Annotated in this window: 18 protein-coding genes and 1 riboswitch; of the genes, 10 read left to right on the top strand and 8 right to left on the bottom strand. The window is 72.3% G+C overall.

What is annotated here, in order from left to right; translation table 11 throughout:
• Positions 1–305 precede the first annotated feature (305 nt).
• Positions 306–929, top strand: a complete 624-nt coding sequence (locus tag ABH941_RS05980; RefSeq protein ID WP_370127524.1) for a DUF4126 domain-containing protein — start codon at positions 306–308, stop codon at positions 927–929.
• On the opposite strand, the gene ABH941_RS05975 is transcribed toward ABH941_RS05980, so the two are convergent.
• Positions 829–2,370 carry an MFS transporter gene (locus ABH941_RS05975; protein ID WP_370127523.1) on the bottom strand — a complete coding sequence of 514 codons (1,542 nt, stop codon included), beginning with the start codon at positions 2,368–2,370 and terminating at the stop codon, positions 829–831. The two genes, ABH941_RS05980 and ABH941_RS05975, sit on opposite strands and share 101 nt — an antisense overlap.
• Positions 2,371–2,480: 110 nt before the next feature.
• Between ABH941_RS05975 and ABH941_RS05970 the strand changes: the two genes are divergently transcribed.
• Positions 2,481–3,062, top strand: coding sequence for a TetR/AcrR family transcriptional regulator (locus ABH941_RS05970; RefSeq protein WP_370127522.1), 582 nt, complete (start codon positions 2,481–2,483; stop codon positions 3,060–3,062).
• 31 nt (positions 3,063–3,093) lie between these two features.
• Positions 3,094–4,554 (top strand): phytoene desaturase family protein, encoded by a 1,461-nt coding sequence (locus ABH941_RS05965; RefSeq protein ID WP_370127521.1) that lies wholly within the window; start codon positions 3,094–3,096, stop codon positions 4,552–4,554.
• 13 nt (positions 4,555–4,567) lie between these two features.
• Here the strand turns inward: ABH941_RS05965 and ABH941_RS05960 are convergent, their stop codons facing one another.
• Positions 4,568–5,434 carry a hypothetical protein gene (locus tag ABH941_RS05960; protein WP_370127520.1) on the bottom strand — a complete coding sequence of 289 codons (867 nt, stop codon included), beginning with the start codon at positions 5,432–5,434 and terminating at the stop codon, positions 4,568–4,570.
• 59 nt (positions 5,435–5,493) lie between these two features.
• On the bottom strand, positions 5,494–6,411 hold the full coding sequence (gene metF, locus ABH941_RS05955; protein WP_370127519.1) for a methylenetetrahydrofolate reductase [NAD(P)H]: 918 nt from the start codon (positions 6,409–6,411) through the stop codon (positions 5,494–5,496).
• Between the two features lie 141 nt (positions 6,412–6,552).
• Here metF and ABH941_RS05950 point away from each other — a divergent pair, with 141 nt between their 5' ends.
• Positions 6,553–7,692, top strand: a complete 1,140-nt coding sequence (locus tag ABH941_RS05950; protein WP_370127518.1) for a polyprenyl synthetase family protein — start codon at positions 6,553–6,555, stop codon at positions 7,690–7,692.
• Between the two features lie 115 nt (positions 7,693–7,807).
• On the opposite strand, the gene thiE is transcribed toward ABH941_RS05950, so the two are convergent.
• From thiE to ABH941_RS05935, 3 genes are read right to left on the bottom strand one after another with little or no spacing between them, the layout of a single operon-like run.
• A complete protein-coding gene (gene thiE / locus ABH941_RS05945) occupies positions 7,808–8,461 on the bottom strand; it encodes a thiamine phosphate synthase (RefSeq protein WP_370127517.1) in 654 nt (217 codons plus the stop codon).
• Positions 8,458–8,823: an Rv2175c family DNA-binding protein gene (locus tag ABH941_RS05940; RefSeq protein WP_134010327.1), complete on the bottom strand. Its 366-nt coding sequence runs from the start codon at positions 8,821–8,823 to the stop codon at positions 8,458–8,460. The genes thiE and ABH941_RS05940 overlap by 4 nt, the downstream gene beginning before the upstream one ends.
• Before the next feature lie 39 nt (positions 8,824–8,862).
• Complete coding sequence (locus ABH941_RS05935; protein WP_370127516.1) at positions 8,863–10,077, bottom strand: NAD(P)/FAD-dependent oxidoreductase; 1,215 nt, start codon at positions 10,075–10,077, stop codon at positions 8,863–8,865.
• 39 nt (positions 10,078–10,116) lie between these two features.
• Positions 10,117–10,244: riboswitch (TPP riboswitch) on the top strand.
• Here ABH941_RS05935 and thiO point away from each other — a divergent pair.
• The 5 genes from thiO to ABH941_RS05910 all read left to right on the top strand — a co-directional run bounded on the left by thiO (position 10,238) and on the right by ABH941_RS05910 (position 15,270).
• Positions 10,238–11,428 carry a glycine oxidase ThiO gene (thiO, locus tag ABH941_RS05930; RefSeq protein ID WP_370127515.1) on the top strand — a complete coding sequence of 397 codons (1,191 nt, stop codon included), beginning with the start codon at positions 10,238–10,240 and terminating at the stop codon, positions 11,426–11,428. (Overlaps the previous riboswitch by 7 nt.)
• Positions 11,425–11,649, top strand: coding sequence for a sulfur carrier protein ThiS (gene thiS / locus ABH941_RS05925; protein ID WP_370127514.1), 225 nt, complete (start codon positions 11,425–11,427; stop codon positions 11,647–11,649). Before thiO ends, thiS begins: the two co-directional genes overlap by 4 nt.
• A gap of 7 nt (positions 11,650–11,656) precedes the next feature.
• Positions 11,657–12,451: a thiazole synthase gene (locus ABH941_RS05920; RefSeq protein WP_370127513.1), complete on the top strand. Its 795-nt coding sequence runs from the start codon at positions 11,657–11,659 to the stop codon at positions 12,449–12,451.
• Positions 12,452–12,592: 141 nt separating this feature from the next.
• Positions 12,593–14,497, top strand: coding sequence for a Stk1 family PASTA domain-containing Ser/Thr kinase (gene pknB / locus ABH941_RS05915; protein WP_370127512.1), 1,905 nt, complete (start codon positions 12,593–12,595; stop codon positions 14,495–14,497).
• 68 nt (positions 14,498–14,565) lie between these two features.
• On the top strand, positions 14,566–15,270 hold the full coding sequence (locus ABH941_RS05910; protein ID WP_370127511.1) for a nitroreductase family protein: 705 nt from the start codon (positions 14,566–14,568) through the stop codon (positions 15,268–15,270).
• Positions 15,271–15,282: 12 nt separating this feature from the next.
• On the opposite strand, the gene ABH941_RS05905 is transcribed toward ABH941_RS05910, so the two are convergent.
• Together ABH941_RS05905 and ABH941_RS05900 are read right to left on the bottom strand one after the other, a co-directional pair.
• Entirely contained in the window at positions 15,283–15,828 is a 546-nt protein-coding gene (locus ABH941_RS05905) for a GNAT family N-acetyltransferase (RefSeq protein ID WP_370127510.1), read from the bottom strand.
• A gap of 43 nt (positions 15,829–15,871) precedes the next feature.
• Positions 15,872–16,510, bottom strand: coding sequence for a sulfite oxidase-like oxidoreductase (locus ABH941_RS05900; protein WP_370127509.1), 639 nt, complete (start codon positions 16,508–16,510; stop codon positions 15,872–15,874).
• 137 nt (positions 16,511–16,647) lie between these two features.
• Between ABH941_RS05900 and bfr the strand changes: the two genes are divergently transcribed.
• Complete coding sequence (gene bfr, locus ABH941_RS05895; protein WP_370127508.1) at positions 16,648–17,127, top strand: bacterioferritin; 480 nt, start codon at positions 16,648–16,650, stop codon at positions 17,125–17,127.
• Positions 17,128–17,150 lie beyond the last annotated feature (23 nt).

Raw genomic sequence — 17,150 nt, 5'->3', positions numbered from 1 at the left:
CTGTTGATCCCCCCGGATCCCCCGTTCCCCGGACGGCGACGTGTTCGTGTCGCCCCTGGCCGGGCTCCGCTCCGCCGCCCCGTGTCGGCGGTGCGGTCCCGAACCAGTCCGTACCGGTCGTTCCCGGTGCTCCATACTCTGCCCTTTGCGCAGGTCGGGGGGTATCCGCGCTTGTACTCAACCATCCGCATGGGTAGGGCTGAGTACGGGTACTCAGTGATCGGCCCGGGGAACGGGGCCGTTGTCGGTGGCGTCCACTACGGTGAGCGTGCACTGCAGACGCACGGGCACAAGGGGGATTCACCGTGTCGGTCATTCCACTGATCTTCACCAGCAGCTGGGCCAGCGGCATCAACGCCTATGCCGTGGTGCTGCTGCTCGGCCTGTTCGGCCGCTTCGACGGCGTCAGCAGCGTCCCGCCCGGTCTGGAGCGGACGGACGTGCTGGTGATCTCCGCTGTGCTGTGCCTGTGCGAGGTGGTGGCCGACAAGATCCCCTATGTGGACTCGGCCTGGGACGCGGTGCACACGGTCATCCGGCCGGTGGCCGGCGCCGTCGTCGCCGCGCTGCTCGCCGGGCACGCCCACGACTCGCTGGCCACGCTCGCCGCGGCGGCGATGGGTGGGACGACCGCCCTGGTCAGCCATCTGGTCAAGAGCGGCATCCGGATGGGGGTGAACACCTCCCCTGAGCCGTTCAGCAACATCCTGGTCAGCCTGTTCGAGGAGTTCTCGGTCGCGAGCCTGGTCATACTGGCGCTGTTCCACCCGGTGCCCGCCGCGATCATCGCCGGGGTGCTGCTGCTGACCGGGGTGCTGGTCGTCGGCTTCACCCTCTCCCGGATCCGCCGCTACTGGATACGGCGCCGCGAGCGACGGCAGGGCCGGGTGCTGCCGCGACAGGGCGTGGACGCCCGCTCGGGCGGATGACCGCGACGATCAGCAGCAGGGCGACGGCGACGAACAGCGAGGCCACGCCCATCGCGTCGGCCACCCCGTGCGCGAACACGGCGTGCGGGCTGCGTCCGCCGGAGTGCCGGGTGGCTGCCGTGAACACCGTCAGCAGCAGCGCCGTGCCCAGCGCGCCGCCCATCTGTTGCATGGACTGCAGCGTCCCCGCGGCCGCGCCGGACTCCTCCGGCCGGACGCCGCCCAGGATGGTGAGGCTCAGCGGCACCATGGTGCAGCCCGCGCCCAGGCCGAACAGCACCATCGGCACCAGGATGCCGGGGGCGAAGCCGGTGTCGGCGCCGACCCGGCTGAGCAGCAGCAGCCCGGAGGCGAGCAGCACCGGCGCCCCGTAGAGGAAGGGACGGGCGCCGATCCTGGGCACCAGCCGCGGGACCGTCCGCGCACCCGCGAAGAGCAGCAGGACCAGCGGCAGGAACGCGGCGCCGGTCTGCAGGGCGCTGTAGCCGAGGACGTTCTGGAGGTACTGGGTGACGAAGAAGAACATCCCGAACATGCCCGAGGCGAGCATCAGCATGGCCAGGTAACCGCCCCCGCTGGCCCGCCGGGTGAGCAGATGCAGCGGCAGCAGCGGCTGGGCGGTGCGGGCCTCGATCAGCACGAAGGCGGTGAGCAGCAGCACGGCCGCGCCGAAGCAGCCGAGCGTGGAGCCCGCGGACCAGCCCGCCGTCGCGGCCCGGATGAAGCCGTAGACCAGGGCCGCGCTGCCGAGGGTGGCGGTGACCGCCCCCGGCAGGTCGAAGCGGCTGGGGTGGCGTTCGGGCTCGCGGATCAGCCTGGGTGCGAGCAGCACCACCGCCAGCCCGAACGGGACGTTGATGAACATGACGGAGCGCCAGGAGAAGGCCGAGGTCAGCAGCCCCCCGAGGATCATGCCGACGGCGCCGCCGCCGGCCGACATGCTGGAGTACAGCCCGATCGCGCGGGCCCGCTGCCCGGCGTCCTGGTAATTGCTGACGATCAGGGCCAGGGTGCTCGGCGCCGCCACGGCCGCGCCGACGCCCTGGGCGGCACGGGCCACCAGCAGCATGGTCGGGTAGGTGGCCAGTCCGCCGAGCAGCGAGGCCAGGGTGAACAGGGCGATGCCCCCGGTGAGCAGTCGCCGCCGGCCGAGGATGTCGCCGGCGCGGCCGCCGAGCAGCAGCAGCCCGCCGAAGGTGAGCAGGTAGATGTTGGGCACCCAGGACAGCCCGGCGGCGGAGAAGTGCAGGGTCCGCTGGATGCCGGGGAGGGCGATGGAGACCACGGTGGCGTCGAGGACGACCATCAACTGGCAGATGAGGATCACCGCCAGGGCGAAGCCCGGGCGGGGTGGTCGCCGGCCTGGCCGGTCCTCGCCGGGCGGATCGGCCCGGCCGCCTTGGGTCGAGCTGGGGACTGGAGCGATGATGTTCTCGGGCATGGCTCTCCCATGAGGTCATGACGAGGAAGGGAACATAAGCGGAGAGACTCTCCGGTTCCAAGAACGACGATACGGAGGTACTCTCCGTTTATCAACCCCTGGGATGAACGATGACCGTGCCGCCGTCTCCGCTGCCTCCGCCGGCCCGCCCGATGCGCGCCGATGCCCGTCGCAACTACGAGCGACTGGTCTCGGCCGCGACCGAGGCATTCCTGGAGAACGGCGCCGACGCCTCCCTCGACGACATCGCCAAGCGCGCCGGCGTCGGCCCCGGCACCCTCTACCGGCACTTCCCGGTCCGGCAGAACCTGATCGACGCGGTGCTGCAGCAGTGGATGGCCTCGGTCCTGACCGACGCCGAGCCGCTGCGCGAGGCCGCCGACCCGGCCGAGGCCCTCTCTGTGTGGCTGCGCAGACTGGTCGCCCACGTCCAGGTCTTCCGCGGGCTGTCCAGTGCCCTGATCCCGCCGGAGGACAAGATGAAGCAGGACTCCCCGGCCTGGGTCCTGCACCGCACCTCCGAGGAGCTGCTCACCCGCGCCCAGGAGAGCGGCGGGATCCGCTCCGACGTCGCCATCAAGGAGCTGATGACGCTGGTCAGCGGGGTCACCTGGGCCTGCGACAGGGGCAAGGAGGTCGACGCCGACCGGCTGATCGACCTGATCATGGACGGCCTGCGGGTGCGGGACTGAGCAGGTTCCGCGACGCATAGGATCAGTGCCCATGGCACGAATCGTCGTCATCGGCGCAGGTATGGGCGGGCTCGGGGCAGCGGCGCGGCTGGCCACGGTGGGCCACCGGGTCACCGTGTGCGAGGCGAACACCACCCACGGCGGCATGGTCGGGCAGTACCAGCGGGAGGGCTTCCGCTTCGACACCGGCCCGACGCTGCTCACCCTGCCCGCCGTCTACCGCGACCTGATGCTCAAGACCGGCCGCACCCGGCTGGAGGACGAGGTCGAGCTGCGCTCCGTCGAGCCGGCCAGTGTGCACCGGCTGCCCGACGGGACCTCGGTCGAGCTGGCCAACGCCTCCCGCGCCAGGGTCGTCCAGTCCCTGGACGACGCGCTGGGCGGCGGCGCCGGCGTGCGCTGGGGCGAGCTGCTGGAACGCGGGCGGGCGGTCTGGGAGGCCACCCGGCGCCCGCTGCTGGAGGAGCCGCTGCCGGACGACCCGTCAGCCCTGCACCAGGACCCCTACCCCTGGCCGCCGGCCCGGCGCGGCCTGTTCACCCGCCGGCCCCGCCCGCCGCAGGGCCTCGCCGACGTCGCCGGGCGCGAACTGCGCCACCCCGGGCTGACCGCCCTGCTGGACGGGTACGCGCTGCGCTTCGGCTTCGATCCGCGGACGGCCCCCGCCTCGCTGACGGTACTCCCGTACATGGAGCAGAGCTTCGGCATCTGGTACGTCACCGGCGGAATGCGCGCCCTCGCCGACGCGGTGCTGCGCCGCTGCGAGCAGCGCCGGGTGCAGCTGCGCTTCGGCGCCCGGGTGGAGCACCTGCTCGGCGCCGACCGGGTCGAGGGGGTGCTGCTGGCCGACGGCAGCAAGCTGGACGCCGACGTGGTCGTCGCCGACACCGACCCTGCGGCGCTGGGGGTCGCTGCCGAGGGACGACCCGCCGACCCCGCGCCGGGCCGGTTCACCGTGCTGCTCGCACTGCGCGGCGCACGCCCCGACGGAACGGCGCACCGTACCGTCGTGCACGCCGCCGACCGGCTGGACGAGTTGGACGCTCTGTTCGGGCGGTCGCCGCGGCTGTGTGAGCGCCCCACCGTGCAGGTACTGCGTCCTGACGATGCGACACTCGCGCCCGCCGGGCACGAGGCGGCCGTGCTCACCGTGACCGTCCCGGCCCACGGCGGGCTCGACTGGAACGCACCCGGGCGCGCCGAGGCCTACGCCGACGCCGTCCTCGGCCACGCCGCACCCGAACTGCGCGAGCGGGTGCTCTGGCGGGAGGTCCGCACCCCCGCCGACACCGAGGCCCGGACCGGGGCGACCGGCGGCTCCGTCCCCGGACCGGCCCTGGCCGGGGCGGACGGCGCATGGCTGCACGCCCCCAACCGCAGCAGCGCCCGGCCCGGCCTCTACCTGGTCGGCGGCGCGGCCCACCCGGGCGGCGGGCTGGCCAGGGTGGGGATGTCGGCGGCGGTCACGGCGGAGCTGATCGGCACGCCGTAGCGAGGGTCCGCTGTCAGCCGTACTGCTGCTGCCAGACCTCGTGATTCGGCTGCTGCGGCTGCTCGGCGGGCTGCTGCTGCTCCGGCTGGTAGCCGTACTGGTAGGCCGAGGGGTCGTACGCCTGCTGCTGGTACTGCTGCTGCTCGTAGCCGTAGGAGTAGTCGCCCTGCGGTGCGTACTGCTGCTGCTCCGACGGGTAGACCGGGAAGCCGTTGGCGTCGTACTGGACCTGGGGCTCGGCCGGTGCCTGCGCGTAGGCGGGCTGGGCGTACTCCTGGTACTGGTAGCCGTAGTCCTGCTGCGGGTACTCGGTGTACTGCGGCTGTCCGTACTGCTCCTGGGTGTACTGGGACTCCGTGTACTGGGATTCCGCGTACTGCCCCTCGGCGTACCCCGGGAACGGCTGCTGCCGGGGGTACTCCTCGCCCGCCGCCTCCTCCTCGAAGGACGCCGGGTCGTAGGCGATCGTCGGCGGCGCCTCCTCGACCGGGCCGACCTCGCCGACCCGGACCCCCTGCGCCTGCTCGTCCCCTTCGCCGCCCGGCACGGCCTCGCCCGCCGGGAAGACGCTCGCCAGCAGCGGAACTCCGGCCAGCGGGCCCGGCAGCGATCCGTCCCGGGAGCGCAGCGACCAGTACGGGCCCGCGCCGGTCTTCACCGACCGGGTCACCAGGTACTGCCCCGCCCCGAAGGCCACCACCCCGCCGCCGATCAGCGGCAGCGACCCCTGCGCGACACCCGCCACCAGCGCGAGGAAGCCGACCAGCGCCAGCACCCGCCAGTGCGGACCGGCCCGGTGCTGCAGCAGCAGCTCCCCGAGCAGCCACAGCGCGACCAGCGCGAACGCGGCGTAGAGCACCGCAAGTCCGATGACTCCCACGGGCTACCTACCTCTGCCTGCAACGGACACGGCCGTGCCCCTGCGCACCACGGTACCGTTCAGCCCCGCCGGTCCAGGCCGAGGTTCTGATAGATCTCCATGGTCACCGTCGAGAAGTTCATGGTCATGAAGTGCAGGCCCGGAGTGCCCTCGGCGATCAGCCTGCGGCACATCTCGGTGGCGTAGTCGATGCCGATCGCCCGTACCGCCCTGGGGTCGGCCTCTGCGGCCAGCAGCCGGTCGGCGAAGTTCTGCGGGATGACCGCGTTGCTGAGCGTGGGGATGCGCCGCAGCGAGCGGACCGAGGTGACCGGCATGATCTCCGGGATGATCGGGGTCTCGCAGCCGGCCGCCGCGACCCGGTCCCGGAACCGCAGGTAGTCGTCTACGTCGAAGAACATCTGGGTGATCGCGTAGTCGGCGCCGGCCCGGCACTTGGCGACGAAGTGCCTGATGTCCTCGTCCCAGTCCGACGACCGGGGGTGCATCTCCGGGAAGGCGGCGACGCCGACGCAGAAGTCCCCCGACTCCTTGATCAGCTGCACCAGGTCGGACGCGTACTCCGGCCCCTGCGGGTGCTTGACCCACTCCCCCAGCGGGTCGCCCGGCGGGTCCCCGCGCAGCGCCAGGATGTTGCGCACGCCCTGGTCCGCGTAGTGGCCCAGGATGTTGCGCAGCTCGGCGACACTGTGGTCGACCGCGGTCAGATGGGCGACCGGGGTGAGCGTCGTCTCCTGGGTGATCCGCCCGGTGATGTTGATCGTGCGGCCCCGGGTGGAGCCGCCGGCGCCGTAGGTCACGCTCACAAAGGTCGGCGCGAGGCCCTCCAGCTGCCGGATCGCCTTCCACAGCCCCACCTCCGCCTCCGCGCTGCGGGGCGGCATGAACTCGAAGGAGTACGAGCAGTTGCCCGCCGCCAGGAGCTCCCGGATGGAGGGCTTGCTGTCGTGCCGGACGCTTGAGGTACCCAGGGCCATACAGGCAGATTAGCGGCCGTTCGAAGCGTTTCCGAAACCTCCGTCCACCTACTGATACCGCTTCGAGCGGGGATCCGCTCACCAGCCCCGCGGACCCCCCGCGTTACGCTGGCTGCTCCCGAACCCGCTCGGAGCCCACCGGTGCCCTTCGCCCATCCCGTCCCCCCGCTCGACCGCGCTCGCGTCCCGCGCAGCCCGGTCGACGAGGAGCTGCTGCGTTCCCGGGTGGAGCGGACGCTGGAGAACTTCCTGGACCGTCAGCAGGCGGTACTGGCGACCGTGTCGCCCGAGCTCGGCCCGCTGACCGGCACCGTGCGGGCGCTCCTGAACAGCGGTGGCAAGCGGCTCCGTCCCGCCTTCTGCTACTGGGGCTGGCGCGGGGCCGGCGGCGATCCGGACGAAGACGGCGCGGTGGCCGCCTGCTCGGCGCTGGAGCTGCTGCAGGCCAGCGCGCTGGTCCACGACGACCTGATCGACCGCAGCGACACCCGGCGCGGGGTGCCTTCGGTGCACCGCCGGTTCGAGGCGCTGCACCGGGAGCGGGGCTGGCACGGGGACGGCGCGCAGTTCGGGGCCGCCTCGGCGGTGCTGCTCGGCGATCTGCTGCTGGCCTGGTGCGACGAACTGCTGTGGGGCAGCGGGCTGTCGCTGGCGGCGGTGCGCCGGGGCAAGCCGGTGTTCGACCTGATGCGGACCGAGGTGATGGCGGGTCAGTACCTCGACCTGCTGGAACCTGCCACTGCAGGGCTCGCCGGGGCGGAACGGGAGGGGGCGATCGAGCGGGCGCGGACTGTCGTGCACTACAAGGCGGCGAAGTACACCGTGGAGCGCCCGCTCCAGATCGGCGGGCTGCTCGCCGGGGCGGACGCGGCCCTGACGGCCGCCTACGGTGCGTTCGGGCTGCCGCTGGGCGAGGCGTTCCAGCTCCGCGACGACCTGCTCGGCGTCTTCGGGGACCCGGAAGTCACCGGGAAGCCCGCCGGCGACGACCTCCGCGAGGGAAAACGCACGCTCCTCGTGGCCGAGACGCTCGCCGAGTGCAGTGCTTCGGACGGGCGGCTGCTGAACGGCCTGCTGGGGGCATCGGAGCTGAGCGAGCACGAGGTGGGGTTGCTGCGGGCCGCGATCGTGCGCAGTGGCGCACCGGAGCGGATCGAGCAGAGGATCACTGTGCTGCGCGCTGAGGCTCTTTCTGCGTTGGACGACGCGCCTCTGGTGGAACCGGAGGCCCGGAGGGTTCTGCGGCGTCTGGCGGGGGCCGCTACCGCACGTCGGTCCTGAGCGCTCGCCTCGGCGGTGGTTACTGTTCGCGCAGTTCCCCGCGCCCCTGACCATGTGCAACTGGGCCGGTTGCAGCCCCCTAGGGGCGCGGGGAACTGCGCGATCAGCCAGAAACTCAGCCGCGCTCGCGCACCCGGCCCGCCAGAATCCCCGCCGCCGCATACGGATCCGCCGCCTGGGTGAGCGCCCGAACAACCACGATCCGCCGCGCCCCCGCGTCGAGAACCTGGTCCAGGTTCGAGCCATCGATCCCGCCGATGGCGAACCACGGGCGGGCCGGGGCCTGCTTGGCCGCGTAGGAGACCAGCTCAAGACCAGGGGCGTGCCGCCCAGGCTTCGTCGGGGTGGGCCAGACCGGCCCCGTGCAGAAGTAGTCGACGCCCGGTTCGGTCAGCGCAGCGTCCACCTCCGCCTCGGCGTGGCACGAGCGGCCGATCAAGACGTCCTCGCCGAGAATCGCCCGCGCCGCGGCCACCGGCAGGTCGTCCTGGCCGAGGTGGAGGACGTCCGGACGGGCCGCGTGGGCGACGTCGGCGCGGTCGTTGACGGCGAGCAGCCGCCCGTGGCGGCGGCACGCGTCGGCGAAGACCTCCAGCGCCGCCAGCTCCTGCCGCGCCTCCAGCCCCTTGTCCCGCAGCTGGACGATGTCCACGCCGCCGGCCAGCACCGCGTCGAGGAACTCGGGCAGGTCCCCCTGCTCGCGTCGGGCGTCGGTGCACAGGTAGAGCCGGGCCTCGTCGAGCGCGCTCAGAGCCGACGAACGGCTCACAGCGCCATCGCCTGGGCGCGGCGCTTGACCTCCGTGCCGCGGTTCTCATTCATGGCCTGGGCGGGAGTCCCCGGCAGCGAGGGGTCCTCGGTGAAGAGCCACTCCAGGATCTCCTCGTCGGTGAACCCGGAGTCGTGCATCAGGGTCAGCAGGCCGCAGATGCCCTTCACGGTGCCGTTGGGGCCGATGAAGGCGGCGGGCACCATCAGGACGTTGTTCTCGCCGCGGCGGACGGCGAGGATGGTGCCGTCGTCGACGAGACGCCGGACCTTGGTCACCACCACCCCCCACTGCTCGGCGATGTCGGGGATGTTCATCCACGCGGGAATCAGGGCGTCAATCTTGGGATCAATCTGGCTCACGCCCTCAAGACTGCCATCCCCGGCCGCCCCCGCGCACCATCAGCCGCGCACGGCGGCCTTGAGCTGCACCGCCGGGTCGGCCGCGAGCGCCGGATCGAGGGGGGCGCCGCGCTCCAGCAGCCGGCGGCCCTGGGCCAGGTCCCGGGGCCGGTCCACGGCCAGCAGCGCCACCGGGACGCCGTCGCGCAGCCACAGCGCGCTCCAGTCCGCGGCCTCCGGGTCGCCGCGCCGCAGCAGCTCGTCGCCGGGGCGGTGGTGCCCGGCGTACTGGACCATGCGGCCGAACTGCTCGGACCAGAAATAGGGCACCGGGTCGTACCGCTGCTCGGCGCCCAGCGCGTTGGCGGCGGCGACCCTGGCGCCCTGCACCGCGTTGTCCCAGTGGTGCACCATCAGCCGGGTCCGGTAGCGGGCGGACGGGAAGGAGGCGCAGTCGCCGACGGCCAGCACCCCGTCGGCCGAGGTCCGCAGCCGGTCGTCGGCCGCGACCGCGCCCCGGTCGTCGAGGACGATGCCCGAGCCGTCGAGCCACCCGGTGTCGGGGCGGGCGCCGATGCCGACCACCACGGCGTCCGCGCCCAGCTCGGTGCCGTCGGTGAGCAGCACCGTCGCGCCGGGGTCGCCCTCCAGCCGGACGTCCCCGTCGACGATGCCGCCTACCGCGGTGCCGGTCCGCAGCTCGACCCCGGCCTCGGCGTACCAGCGGCGCATCCCCTCGGCGACCTCGGCGGGCAGCGCGCCCGCCAGCGGGACCGGCGCCGCCTCGACCACGGTGACCTCGCAGCCCAGCTGCCGGGCCACGGTCGCCGCCTCGGCGCCGATCCAGCCGGCGCCGACGACCACGATCCTGGCTCCCGGGCGCAGCGCGCCCCGGAGCGCCACGGCGTCGTCATGGGTGCGCAGCAGATGCGTCCGCGCGGACTGCCCGGGCAGCGCGACCGGCCGGGCCCCGGTCGCCAGCACCAGCCGGTCGTAGGCCAGCTCCCCGCCGTCGGTGTCCAGCACCCGCCGCTCGGTGTCCAGCCCGGTGGCGGGGCGGCCGAGCAGCAGCTCGATGCCCCGGTCCGCGAAATCGATGTCGAAGCGGGAGTGCTCGGCCTTGCCCAGCAGCACGTCCTTGGACAGCGGCGGACGGTCGTACGGCTGGTGCGGCTCGGCACCCAGCAGCAGCACCTCGCCGTCGTGCCCCCGCTCGCGCAGCGCCACCGCTGTCTGCACCCCGGCCATCCCGGCCCCGACCACGACGATCCGCATCCCGTCACTCTACGGCCGAGCAGGCGCGACTACAGTGGGGAGACCATCCACGGGAGCCCGGCGTACCGGGCTGAGAGGGAGGCAGCAGGGCGGACCCCGCCCCCGGCCTCCGACCGTCCGAACCTGATCCGGGTCATGCCGGCGAAGGGAGTGGGCACCTGTGCCACGTAGCAACACCGACGCACTGACCGACGTACTGGTCGTCGGCGGTGGGATCATCGGCCTCGCCATCGCCTGGCGGACCGCCCAGCGCGGCCTCTCCGTGACCGTGCTCGACCCGGATCCGGGCCGGGGCGCCAACCAGGTCGCCGCCGGGATGCTGGCTCCGGTCACCGAACTCCAGTACGGCGAGGAGGACCTGCTGCGCCTCGGCATCGCCTCCAACCAGCGCTACGCCGCCTTCGCCGCCGAGCTGACCGCGGCCAGTGGGCTGCCCACCGGCTACCGGGCCTGCGGCACCCTGGCCGCCGCACTGGACGCCGACGACCGCGCCGAGCTGCGCGAGGTGCACGCCTTCCAGCAGCGGCTCGGCCTGGAGTCCCAGTGGCTGACCGGACGCGAGTGCCGCCGGCTCGAACCGATGCTGGCACCCTCGGTGCGCGGCGGGCTGCTGGTGACGGGTGATCACCAGGTGGACGGGCGGCGGCTGGGCGCGGCGCTGCTGGGCGCCTGCGCCGCGGCCGGCGTCCGGATCCACCGCTCCCGGGCCGCGCGCATCGAGCTGACGAACGCTCAGGACCGGGTCGTCGGCGCCCTCGCCGAGGACGGCGCCCGGCTGTCCGCGGGGCAGACCGTGCTCGCGGCGGGCAGCTGGTCCGGGGAGATACCCGGGCTGCCGCCGGAGGCGCGGCTGCCGGTCCGCCCGGTCAAAGGCCAGATCCTGCGGCTGCGGATGACCACCTCGCTCGGCGCGCCGCTGCCCGGCGGCCCGTTCCTCTCCCGCAACCTCCGAGCCGTGGTCCGCGGCGTGCACCTCTATCTGGTGCCGCGTGAAGACGGGGAGCTGGTCGTCGGCGCGACCATGGAGGAGCAGGGCTTTGACACCACCGTGACCGCCGGCGGGGTGTACGAGCTGCTGCGGGACGCCCATGAGCTGGTCCCCGGGGTCACCGAACTGCCGCTGGTGGAGACCGGCGCGGGGCTGCGCCCGGGAACCCCCGACAACGCCCCGCTGCTGGGGCCGACCGCGCTGCCCGGCCTGGTAGCCGCGACCGGGCACCACCGCAACGGCGTACTGCTGACCCCGGTCACCGCCGACGCCGTCTCCGCCTACCTGGCCACCGGCGTACTGCCGCCCGAGGCCGCCCCGTTCACCCCCGCCCGCTTCTCCCTTCTGGAGGCCAGTTCATGACGCCCCCCGTGACGGCCACCGTCGCCATCCGCGTCAACGGCGACCCGCGCCGGGTCGCCCCCGGCACCACCCTGGCCGAGGTCGTCGCCGAGCTCAGCTCGGCCCCGTCCGGCATCGCCGCCGCCGTCAACGAGACGGTCGTGCCGCGCGGCGCCTGGCCCGCCACCGCGCTCGCCGCCGACGACCGCGTCGAGATCCTCACCGCCGTCCAGGGAGGCTGACCCAACTATGTCGGACGACACTCTGACCATCGCCGACCGCAGCTTCGGCTCCCGTCTGATCATGGGCACCGGCGGCGCGCCCAGCCTGGAGGTGCTGGAGCAGGCGCTGCGGCTGTCCGGCACCGAGCTCACCACCGTGGCCATGCGCAGGATCAACCCGGCCGCGCGCGGCTCGGTGCTGGAGGTGCTGCAGCGCAACAACATCGCCGTGCTGCCCAACACGGCGGGCTGCTTCACCGCGGGCGAGGCGGTGCTCACCGCCAGGCTCGCCCGCGAGGCCCTGGGTACGAACTGGGTGAAACTCGAAGTGGTCGCCGACGAGCGGACCCTGCTGCCGGACCCGATCGAGCTGCTGGACGCCGCCGAGACCCTGGTCGACGACGGCTTCGTGGTCCTCCCCTACACCAACGACGACCCGGTGCTGGCCCGCAAGCTGGAGGACGTGGGCTGCGCCGCGGTGATGCCGCTGGGCTCCCCCATCGGCTCCGGCCTGGGCATCCGCAATCCGCACAACTTCCAGCTGATCGTCGAACGGGCCCAGGTCCCGGTGGTCCTCGACGCCGGCGCCGGCACCGCCTCCGACGCCGCGCTGGCCATGGAGCTGGGCTGCGCCGCCGTGATGCTCGCCACCGCCGTCACCCGGGCCCAGTATCCCGCGCTGATGGCCGAGGCGATGCGGCACGCCGTCGAGGCAGGTCGGCTGGCCCACCGGGCCGGGCGGATCCCGCGCCGCTTCCATGCCGAGGCCTCGTCCCCGATGGCCGGCCGCGCCGACCTCGATCCGGAGGCCCCGGCGTTCTGACCGGCCTTCTGACCGGCCTTCTGGCCGGCCTCCTGAGCTGTGCCTGTCGGAGTGACCCTGGTCACTCACTCCTTACCGTCCGGCAACAACTCGACCGTCGGTGCACCCGAACCGACCCCGAAGGGCCGTAAACTCCCTGGGATGGACACGACCCTGTACGACCCCCTCCTCGGGCGGCTGCTCGATGCCCGCTACCGGGTCGAGCAGCGGATCGCCGTCGGCGGCATGGCCACCGTCTACCGGGGCCTGGACACCCGCCTGGAGCGGGTGGTCGCGCTGAAGGTGATGCACGCCGGGATGGCCGCCGACCCCGGGTTCACCGCGCGCTTCATCCGCGAGGCCAAGGCCGTGGCCCGGCTGTCGCACCCCAACGTGGTGAACGTGTTCGACCAGGGCCAGGACGGCGACGCCGTGTTCCTGGCCATGGAGTACGTCCCCGGCTGGACCCTGCGCGACCTGATGCAGGACCGCGGCGCGCTCGCACCGCGCACCGTGCTGGACATCCTGGAGCCGGTCCTGGCCGGGCTCGGCGCCGCGCACCGGGCCGGTCTGGTGCACCGGGACGTCAAGCCGGAGAACGTGCTGCTCACCGAGGACGGCCGGGTCAAGGTCACCGACTTCGGCCTGGTCCGGGCGGTGAGCGGGGAGACCCAGGCGACGACCGGTCAGGTCATGGGCACCGTCTCCTATCTGGCGCCGGAACAGATCGAGCAGGGCGCCACCGACCCGCGCACGGACGTGTACGCGTGCGGCATCCTGATGTTCGAAATGCTGACCGGTGCCAAGCCGTACACCGGCGACAGCCCGATGCAGGTCATCTACCAGCACATCAGCTCGGACGTGCCGCCGCCGTCGACGCTGGTCCCCGGCCTGGCGCCGCAGCTGGACGCCATAACGACGGCAGCGGCCGCCCGGGACGCCAACCGCAGGCCGGCCGACGCCGTCGCGCTGCTCGCCGCGCTCCAGCACATCCGGCGCGGCCTGACGCCGGCCCAGCTGGACGCCGAGCCCGGGCTGCCGTCGCCGCCCTTCCAGCAGCAACCGCAGGTCGAGCGCACCAGCATCATGCGCGAGCTGCCGCCCGACCTGGTGATGCCCCGGCGCACCCCGCCGGAGGAGCGCTACGCCCAGCCGCCGTCCCGGGGCAACCGCCGGCCGCCGCGGCGCCGGCGCCGCTGGGTCGTCCCGGCGGCGGTGCTGCTGGTGATCGGCCTGGTCGCCGGTGGCGCGACCTTGGCGCTGGACGGGCTCTACATGCAGATGCCCAGCGTGCTCGGCGAGACCCAGGGCCAGGCGGTGCAGACCCTGCAGGCCGACGGGCTGACCGTCACCGTCACCCAGGACTTCAGCAGCACCGTCGGCAGCGGCAAGGTGATCAGCAGCAACCCGGGCGTGGGAACCAGGATCCGCAAGGACAGCTCGGTGACCCTGGACGTCTCCAAGGGCCCGGACCGCCCGGCCGTCCCGGACGTCACCGGCAAGTCCCAGTCCGCCGCCGAGCAGGCGATCAAGGCCGCCGGGCTCGCCGTCGGCCAGGTCACCCAGCAGGCCAGCGACAGCGTCACCCAGGGCAACGTGATCAGCACCGACCCCGCGGCAGGCACCAAGGAGCAGCCCAACACCGTGGTCAACCTGGTCGTCAGCTCCGGCTCCCAGCCGGTCTCGCTGCCGAACGTGGTCGGCGAGTCGGTCGACCAGGCCACCGCCGACCTGCAGAACGCGGGCTTCAAGGTTCAGCTGGACCCCAACCAGGTCTTCTCCGACAACGCCGCGGCCGGCGAGGTCGCCGCGCAGAGCCCCAACGGCGACACCGCGTCCCAGGGCAGCACGGTCACCCTGACCGTGTCCAAGGGACAGCAGCAGACGACCGTCCCCGATGTCACCGGGCTGAGCGAGAAGGACGCCAAGAAGGCCCTGCAGGGCGCCGGCTTCCAGGTGCAGGCCGTCAAGCTCAACCCGTTCGGCACTCCGACCGTGCACAACCAGAGCCCCGGCGGGAACCAGCAGGCGGCGATGGGCAGCAAGGTCACCATCTGGTTGTACTGAGCACCTTGTATCGTTTTGGGCGGCCCCGCTGACAGTTCGTCCGGAGGCCCTCCGTAGACTCCGTGCGCATGACCTCACCTGCGGCGGTTGACCTCTTCGACACCATGGCCACCATGCGGGCGATGCGCCGGCTGAGCGCCGAGCCGGTGCCGGACGAGCTGCTGGAAAAGCTGGTCCAGGCCGCCGTCTACGGGCCGAGCGGCCACAACGCCCAGGACTACCAGTACGTCCTGGTCACCGACCGCGAGATGATGACCACCCTGGCCCCGCTCTGGGCCCGCTGCGTGAACACCTACCTCGCCTCGGCAGGCCGGACCGTCCCCACCCCGATGGACGAGGGCGCCTACGACCGGATGCGCGCGGCGATCGAGTACCAGCGCGACCACTTCACCGACATCCCGGCCCTGGTCATCCCCTGCTACCGCTCCCCCAAGGTCACCGCCGACTTCGACAGCCTGCGCGGCATGGTCACCCAGCTCGGCACCGCCGGCCTCAGCCGCCTGGCCGCCCACGGCGGCCGCTTCACCCTCCTCGCCGAGGCCTCCAGCGTCTACCCCGGCATCCAGAACCTGCTCCTGGCCGCCCGCGGTCTGGGCCTGGGAGCCAACCTGACGATCTGGCACCTGCTCCTGGAACGCGAGTGGAAAGCCGCCCTCGGCATCCCCTCCGACGTCCACACCTTCGGCATCATCCCGGTCGGCTGGCCCCTGGGAAAGTTCGGCCCAGTCCGCCGCCGCCCCCTCGCCGACGTCCTCCACCGCAACCGCTGGTAGCCCGCGGCGAGGCTACCGCGCCGCGCGGTCCAGGCGGTGGATGACGGTGATGCCGGACTCGGCCGGGGCGCCGCCGCGGGTGGTGTCCTTCTCGCGGGAGACGACGGTGAAGCCGAGGCGGCGGGGGACGGCGCCGCTGGCGGTGTTGGCCTCGTCGTGGTGGATCTCGACGTGGGTGGTGCCGGGGAGGGCGAAGGCCGCCTCGACGAGGGCGGCTGCGGCCATGGTCACCAGGCCCCGGCCGGTGCGCTCCGGGTGGATCCAGTAGCCGATCTCCAGACCGCCCGGGCCGATCCGCCGCATCAGACTGCAGGAGCCGACGATCTCCCCCTCGCTGACGACCATGTAGTCGTACGCCTGACCTGACTCCCAGGCGGCCTGAGTCTCGGTCAGATGCTCCAGCAGGGAGTCCCGGGAGTAGCCGGAGGCCCAGGGCATCCAGGGGGTCAGGTGCTCCAGCGACTCCAGCACCAGCCGGTGCTGCGCGTCGACGTCGACGAGGCGCTTGCGACGCAGCTCGACCCGGTCGTACACCAGTACCTCAGCAGGATGCTCCATGCCCGCGATCCTGCCGACCCCGGCTGATCAGAGCAAACCGATTTCAGAGCTCCGGGCCGTCGCCCGGGACCTCCTGGTAGGAGTAGCGCTGCTCGGCCCAGGGGTCGCCGATGTTGTGGTAGCCGCGTTCCTCCCAGAAGCCGCGGCGGTCGGCGGTCATGTACTCGAGGCCGCGGACCCATTTGGGGCCTTTCCAGGCATAGAGATGGGGGACGACGAGTCGGACCGGAAAGCCGTGCTCGACCGTGAGCGGGTCGCCATTGCGGTGAGTGGCGAAGAGGGAGGAGTCGTCGGCGAAGTCCGCGAGGCGCAGGTTGGAACTGAAGCCGTACTCGGCCCATACCATCACATGGGTGACTTCTGGGGCCGGCGGTGCGAGTTCGAGAATGGTCGCCGTGGAGACGCCGCCCCAGCGGCTGCCCAGCATGCTGAAACGCGTCACACAGTGAAGATCCGCCGTGACGGTGGTCCTCGGGAGGGTCATGAATCCCTCGTGGTCCCAGCTGTGCTTGTCCCCCGAGGCCGTTGCTCCGAATACCTGGAACTCCCACGTCAAAGGCTTGAACCGGGGGACGGGCCCGTAGTGCAGAACCGGCCATCCGCGCTGCAGGCGCTGGCCCGGCGGAAGCTCCGCCTCGCCGGGCTCCTGGGCCCTGGCCTGCTCGTTCTCGGACTGACCCATGCCTCCATGGTGACAGATCGCGGCCGGATGACAGCACACGGGGACCCCGGAGGCGAGTGTGACCTTACTGGAACTCGATCCTCCGCGGTGGAACTATGCCGGAGACCGTCTTGAGCGGCATAGAAAGGGTGCGAACGATGCAGGGCGACCCCGAGGTCATCGAGTTCCTCAATGAGCAGCTGACTGCAGAATTGACCGCGATCAATCAATACTTTCTGCATTACAAGATGCAGGAGAACTTCGGCTGGACCAAGCTCGCAAAGTACACCCGCTCCGAGTCCATCGACGAGATGAAGCACGCGGAGATCCTCACCGACCGGATCCTCTTCCTCGACGGGCTGCCCAACTACCAGCGGCTGTTCCACATCCGGGTGGGCCAGACCGTCGGCGAGATGTTCACGGCCGACCGCCAGGTCGAGGTGGAGGCGATCGACCGGCTGCGGCGCGGCATCGTGGTGATGCGGGCCAAGGGCGACGTGACCTCGGCCAACATCTTCGAGCACATCCTCAAGGACGAGGAGCACCACATCGACTACCTGGACACCCAGCTCGAACTGCTGGACAAACTGGGCGAGCCGCTCTACATCCAGTCGCTGATCGAGCAGCCGGACAGCTGACCGCGCGGCGCCTTGCCCCACCC

The organism is Streptacidiphilus sp. EB103A (genome assembly GCF_041261405.1).
Classification (GTDB): domain Bacteria; phylum Actinomycetota; class Actinomycetes; order Streptomycetales; family Streptomycetaceae; genus Streptacidiphilus.
Note: the sequence above shows the minus strand (reverse complement) of the source record. Positions and strands in the feature narration are given on the sequence as shown.

Coding starts and splice junctions, on each gene's coding strand:
- ABH941_RS05975 (WP_370127523.1), bottom strand. CDS start 2,370: ATGCCCGAGAACATCATCGCTCCAGTCCCCAGCTCGACCCAAGGCGGC.
- ABH941_RS05970 (WP_370127522.1), top strand. CDS start 2,481: ATGACCGTGCCGCCGTCTCCGCTGCCTCCGCCGGCCCGCCCGATGCGC.
- ABH941_RS05965 (WP_370127521.1), top strand. CDS start 3,094: ATGGCACGAATCGTCGTCATCGGCGCAGGTATGGGCGGGCTCGGGGCA.
- metF (WP_370127519.1), bottom strand. CDS start 6,411: ATGGCCCTGGGTACCTCAAGCGTCCGGCACGACAGCAAGCCCTCCATC.
- ABH941_RS05935 (WP_370127516.1), bottom strand. CDS start 10,077: ATGCGGATCGTCGTGGTCGGGGCCGGGATGGCCGGGGTGCAGACAGCG.
- thiS (WP_370127514.1), top strand. CDS start 11,425: ATGACGCCCCCCGTGACGGCCACCGTCGCCATCCGCGTCAACGGCGAC.
- ABH941_RS05920 (WP_370127513.1), top strand. CDS start 11,657: ATGTCGGACGACACTCTGACCATCGCCGACCGCAGCTTCGGCTCCCGT.
- pknB (WP_370127512.1), top strand. CDS start 12,593: ATGGACACGACCCTGTACGACCCCCTCCTCGGGCGGCTGCTCGATGCC.
- ABH941_RS05910 (WP_370127511.1), top strand. CDS start 14,566: ATGACCTCACCTGCGGCGGTTGACCTCTTCGACACCATGGCCACCATG.
- ABH941_RS05905 (WP_370127510.1), bottom strand. CDS start 15,828: ATGGAGCATCCTGCTGAGGTACTGGTGTACGACCGGGTCGAGCTGCGT.
- ABH941_RS05900 (WP_370127509.1), bottom strand. CDS start 16,510: ATGGGTCAGTCCGAGAACGAGCAGGCCAGGGCCCAGGAGCCCGGCGAG.
- bfr (WP_370127508.1), top strand. CDS start 16,648: ATGCAGGGCGACCCCGAGGTCATCGAGTTCCTCAATGAGCAGCTGACT.